At 32.0% G+C, this 6,000-nt stretch carries 6 protein-coding genes; 1 reads left to right on the top strand and 5 read right to left on the bottom strand.

Annotated elements, in window-relative coordinates; translation table 11 throughout:
• Positions 1-67: 67 nt before the first annotated feature.
• From ACXY7N_RS26665 to ACXY7N_RS26685, 5 genes are all read right to left on the bottom strand, one after another.
• Entirely contained in the window at positions 68-697 is a 630-nt protein-coding gene (locus ACXY7N_RS26665; RefSeq protein ID WP_016135858.1) for a Type 1 glutamine amidotransferase-like domain-containing protein, read from the bottom strand.
• Positions 698-1,000: 303 nt separating this feature from the next.
• Positions 1,001-1,297: a hypothetical protein gene (locus tag ACXY7N_RS26670; RefSeq protein ID WP_016135857.1), complete on the bottom strand. Its 297-nt coding sequence runs from the start codon at positions 1,295-1,297 to the stop codon at positions 1,001-1,003.
• A 224-nt stretch (positions 1,298-1,521) separates the two neighbouring features.
• The gene (tnpB, locus tag ACXY7N_RS26675; RefSeq protein ID WP_488592776.1) at positions 1,522-2,643 is read right to left on the bottom strand and encodes an IS200/IS605 family element RNA-guided endonuclease TnpB; all 1,122 of its coding nucleotides are present in this window, start codon (positions 2,641-2,643) and stop codon (positions 1,522-1,524) included.
• A gap of 307 nt (positions 2,644-2,950) precedes the next feature.
• Positions 2,951-4,501 (bottom strand): serine hydrolase domain-containing protein, encoded by a 1,551-nt coding sequence (locus ACXY7N_RS26680; protein WP_488592777.1) that lies wholly within the window; start codon positions 4,499-4,501, stop codon positions 2,951-2,953.
• 24 nt (positions 4,502-4,525) lie between these two features.
• Positions 4,526-4,939, bottom strand: a complete 414-nt coding sequence (locus tag ACXY7N_RS26685) for a condensation domain-containing protein (RefSeq protein WP_488592781.1) — start codon at positions 4,937-4,939, stop codon at positions 4,526-4,528.
• Between the two features lie 358 nt (positions 4,940-5,297).
• Here ACXY7N_RS26685 and ACXY7N_RS26690 point away from each other — a divergent pair.
• Positions 5,298-6,000 (top strand): RNA-guided endonuclease TnpB family protein (locus ACXY7N_RS26690; protein WP_488592778.1); only part of this gene is annotated, 703 nt, incomplete at its 3' end.

A 6,000-nucleotide genomic window follows, 5' to 3' on the forward strand; every position in this document is an offset into this window, starting at 1 on the left:
TTTATACATGATTACTTAGGGGAAACCGAAAAAAATTTCTTATTTGTTAATATAAATTGAAACTAAATTAGATTTTCAAAATATCACCAATCAATTTAATCTCTTCTCCCTCAATAACTATCCCATCACCATCTTTACAAGCATAAATCTCCTTATTTTTCAACTTAGAATAATCCTTTAATAAATCTAAATATTTTTCACTTTGTTCCTCGCTCCAATGAGGCATAAAATCAAAATCTACAATACCTAGGGAACTTCTATCCTCTAGTCCTATAATATCCTCGTCTAAAAATTGGGCTGTATCAATACTTTTAGTTGTTATTATACTACCAGCACTAACACCAATTAAAACCCCACCATTTTGCAAATATGATTTTAATGAATGCAATAAATTTCTTTTTCTTAAGGAATATAAAAAACGAAATGTATTTCCACCAGAAAGATGTATTCCATCATAATTAAATATGTCATTAACCTTTCTTTCATCGTATTCTTTGTCTAAATCAAAATATTTCACATTATTAATTCCTAAATATCTATAGTATTTAACTACATAATTAAAATATTTTCCTGTTACATCTGAAGATGCTCGAAGATATGCTATTGAAGGATTTTCTTTATTTAACAACCTTAATAGTTCATAATCCAATTTTCTATCTTCTTCTACTTGATCACTGTATAATACTACTTTTCTCATTAAACTCCCCCCTATTTTCTAGTTAATAACTTATCAATTTTGGATTTTCTAAATTTTTTGACCTTTCTCGCACAAAAAATAATACCCATTTAATATATAACTTTTTTAGTATCTCTTAAGGTACATTTCCTAAAAGCGGTATTCCATATCTGGACTCGATAATTCTTTTTTTATCATATTCTTTTAAAATAAATTTCAAATAGTCTATCAACTAAAGAGATAGACTATTTAACGGATTTAATTTATTTTTTATGTGTCAGTCCTGAATGTTTAATCACACATCCATTTTTTAAAATTCCCTAATTACTCCATTATGTCATAGGCTTTAAACAGGCCTTCAAGTTCAATATTATTCATAGTTTCATCTACGGAAATCATATATGAGGTAATAACTGATGAAACTTTTTTAGCAAGTTCTAATCTTAATTTAAGAGATACTCTACCTCCATAATCGATAAGCTCATTAATTACTTCTTTATAGTCAGATGGCGATGTTATTAAAGCCGTACTTAAAAATGCTTTTCTGGCACTATGGCACATAGTAGGCCCTCCAACATCAATTAATTTTCTTATTTCTTCTAGTTCTTTATAATCTTTCATATAATGGACTGAATTCTTCCCTTTTCAATTTCTTCAAACTTGCTATAAGAAGATTCCAGTAATTTTTTTACAATTCCCATTCTTTTTGAATATACTATTTCATTGGTTAACTCTATTAATTTCCCCCTCATAACCTTTTGCCCATAGACTTGAACTACCCCCACTTTCACTTCGTTTAGAAGTGAGGGATTCCTAAGTAAAGAGTTCTATCGAACTCTAATTGATTAGGCTAACCCCGCAGTCCTTGCGGTTAGAAGCCTTATCGCTTCATTCTTTATATTGATACTTGCGTTAATATCCCTATCATGGTGTGTACGACAAGAAGGACAGTCCCATTTACGTAGGTTTAGATTTTTAACGTCTTTGTTTTGATATCCACAACAAGAACATAATTGGCTGGAAGCAAATGTTTTCGATACGACAATGACTTGTTTGCCATACCATTTTGCTTTATATTCCAACATGGTTCGAAACTGTGACCAAGATACTTCACTAATTGCTTTTGCTAACTTACGATTTTTTAACATATTCGATACTTGCAAATCCTCTATACCGATAACATCGTGGTTTTTGATGATTTCAGTTGAGATTTTGTGCAAGTAATCTTTCCTAGCATTTGATATGTATTCATGAATTCTAGCTACCTTTACTCGTTGTTTATTCCAGCGAGAAGATCCTTTCATTCTTCTAGAAAGAACACGCTGTGCTTTCGCCAACTTATCTTCTAATAATCGGAAAAACTTCGGATTTTTATAGGGTTTACCATCTGACAAAATAGCGAAATCTTTTAGTCCTACATCTATTCCAATGTAAGAATGTGTTTTCGGAAGTTCTTGTACTTCTGTTTCAACTAATAGTGACACAAAATATCTGCCAGAAGGGTTTCGTCTAACAGTCGCATTTACAATACGTCCCTTTACTTCACGGCTTTTGGCAAATCGAACAAGGCCTAGTTTCGGCAACTTTATTTTGTTCCCTACAACGGCAATGTTTTCATTTGTTTGTTTTGTGGTGTAAGATTGTACGTTATTCTTCTTAGATTTAAAGCGCGGTGCGCTGTTTTGTTTTTTAAAAAAGCGAGTATAAGCATCGGCAAGGTTGCGAACAGACGACTGAATCGCAATACTATCCACTTCTTTTAGCCAAACAAACTCTTTCTTCATGGCAGGGAGTTTGGCAGAGCATGTACCATAGGTCAAGCCTTTTCCTGTCTCTTTGTATGCGTGATCCCATAAGGATAGGAAATGATTGAATACAAAGCGGGAACAACCAATCGTTTTGTTGATTAGAATTGCTTGTGCTTGATTTGGATAGATACGAAACTTATAGGCTTTATTGATTATCATTTCATTCACCTCCATTTCGGTATATAACTATTATACACCGAACGTACATTCGATAGATAGTGAAGTAACACTTTCTGTATGTCGAACAATTAAGATGGCTTCCTGCCATCCCTTGTTCGAAGCCAATTCATCTCCCACCTACTCACTGGACTGTGACCCTTCACGCTCCTTGAGGAAGGAGTCTTCTTGGCTAAAATGATAAAGAATAATTCCTAAAACGAAATACATTAACAGCTTAATCTTTAACGCATTATTACTTGTTACAGCCAGATTAATAGTGAAAATTATAAGCGCATTACCAAAACCACTAATAACGCTTTATAGATAACAAAAATATTCCCTTATCGTTTTCTTTTTTGAAAAAGCTTATAAATACTAAGTATATATACACTAACCATACACTGGTAAATATAAAATAAAGTGCAACTTCAATACTATTAGGAAGCCATACAAAAACAAATTCCCATGATACTCCTCTATACAGGATATATGGAATTAAATATATACAGTAACTTATTCCCAGCATGAACAGAAAAGAAAAAACAAGCTTTAATAAACTCTTTTTTCCATTTGTATTTAAATACCTTTGTTTATTTAATATTGCTTTTAATGCTTTTAATGTAAAAAATAATATGCTTAAAACTATTAAAATTGAAATGCATATAATTACACTAGCTATTGTATCTGCGCCTTTATTTAAATCTATTATATTTTTATTGTAAGTGCCCTCTTCTAAAATCTTATTAATACCTTGACCTATAAGTTCTACATATTGTGAGTTCGTATTACTTAGTACTGCAACCCCGACTTTATCCTTAGGATTAAATACTATAAATGAAGAATAGTTAGGATTATTCCCGGCATGTGAAATTTGATTTTCACTCTTTGGATAAATGAACCAACCACTAGCATAGAATGATCCATCACTTAATGGTCTAACTGTACGATTGGCCTCTTGAGATTTTCCAACTATGTCTTTATCAAATTTCAAATCATTTAAAGTGCCCAGCTGAATCTTAAGCCACTTAGCCATATCTTCAGCACTGGAGATAATATACCCAGCCGGCTTATTCCCTCTATACACAGGTGCATCATATACATCATTTTTTAAGAATTCGAGTTTATACCCTTTAGCGATATATTCATTAACAATCTCATTTTTATAAAGATAAGTATTATGTAAACCCAATGGCTTTAAGACATTTTCTTCAATATAGCCTTCATAAGATTTCCCTGTCACTTTTTCAATAACCAACCCTAAAACATCATAATTTATAGTTGCATACTGGAAATCCCTACCTGGTTCACTATCTAGTTCTATATTAATTAAGGTTTTAACTGTTTCTTCAAGTGCATTATCTTCATTAGAAACTGGTATCTTATCTATCGTTTTAAAAGGTATACCACTTGTTTGATGTAATAATTGTTCTATAGTTATTGAAGCTTCCTTACCTTTATATTTAACTTTTAACCATGGTATATATTTAGTTACTTCATCTTCAAGTTTAATTTGTCCACTTTTTTCTAAATTAAAAATTCCTAAAGCAGTAACTGCTTTACTATTAGATCCTATTTCAAACAAGGATTTAGAAGTAACTGGCTTTTTAGCATCTATATCTGAATATCCGAATCCTTTTTGATACACAGTCTTATCGCCTTTAACTAAGGTAACTGCTAGTCCTGGAACCTTACCTTTATCCATATTTTCTTCTATAAACTTTTCTATTTTTAGTTTTGTATCATTTGTTAATAAATTTATCTGTTCAACCTCATTGTCTAATGCATATCCCTTAAGTGGTAATACAACTATACTGAGAAAAACACTAAGTATAACTAACAATTCTCTTAAATTTTTCATAATAATATACCCCTTGCGTAACTTCTAATTAAACAATGCATCTAAATCTTCTTGTGAAATTTCTACAGCATCAAAATCCGATGGGGTGAATTCCTTGAAATCCTTTTCTATGCACTTATCTAAAATTACCTTCAAAGTATTCACATAACTTTCAATAAACCTTTGGATTGTTTCATCTTTAAATCTATTTTTACTGTAGATAATATTTATCTTTAGTGCACCATTTACCACCATAGCCTCTAAATCCATTAGCGCTGTCAATGAATTATTCTTGTCACTATCTAACGCAAATTCAATGTTGTTTAGATTTAATTGGTTCTTATCAATTATATTATCAAAACCTCCAAGATAATTGAATCTTATATACTTGACTTCTTGTTCTTTAAATTCCCTATTTAAAAACTTAAGAATGCTATAATTAAATCCTTTATTAGGTATGTTTCTAAGTTATTCCTTTAATGATTTAATTTTATCCTCTATCTCCTCATGATCCACCTTAAAATATGCAGGGTACATACTTGTAAACCATCCAACAGTTCTAGATATATCAATTTGACCATTTATCAACTCTCTTCAGTGTCTTTCAAGTTCAACTATTACTTCAGTTTTATCATTTTAGCCAAGAAGACTCCTTCCTCAAGGAACGCGAAGTGTGTAGGTGGGAGATGCATTGGCTTCGAACAAGGGATGGCAGGAAGTCATCTTAATTGTTCGACATGCAGAAAGTGTTACTTCACTATCAACCGAATGTACGTTTGGTATATAATAGTCATATACCGAAATGGAGGTGAATCAAATGATAATTAATAAAGCCTTTAAGTTTCGTATCTATCCAAATCAAGCACAAGCAATTCTAATTAATAAAACGATAGGTTGTTCTCGCTTTGTATTCAATCATTTCCTATCCCTATGGAATCACGCATATAAAGAAACTGGAAAAGGTTTAACATATGGTACATGCTCTGCCAAACTCCCTGCCATGAAGAAAGAGTTTATTTGGCTCAAAGAAGTGGATAGTATTGCGATTCAGTCGTCTGTTCGCAACCTTGCGGATGCGTATACACGATTTTTTAAAAAACAAAATAGTGCCCCGCGTTTCAAATCCAAGAAGAATAACGTACAATCTTATATCACAAAACAAACAAATGAAAACATTGCCGTTATAGGAAGCAAAATAAAATTGCCAAAACTAGGTCTTGTTCGATTTGCCAAAAGTCGTGAAATAACGGGACGTATTGTAAATGCTACAGTTAGACGGAACCCTTCTGGTAGATATTTTGTGTCATTATTAGTTGAAACAGAAGTACAAGAACTTCCGAAAACACATTCTTACATTGGAGTAGATGTAGGACTAAAAGATTTCGCCATTTTGTCAGATGGAACACCCTATGAAAATCCGAAGTTTTTCCGATCATTAGAAGATAAGTTGGCGAAAGCACAGCGTGTCCTTTCTAGAAGAATGAAAGGATCTTCTCGTTGGAATAAACAACGAGTAAAAG

The sequence above is a fragment of the Bacillus sp. 5w2 genome, assembly GCF_054353775.1.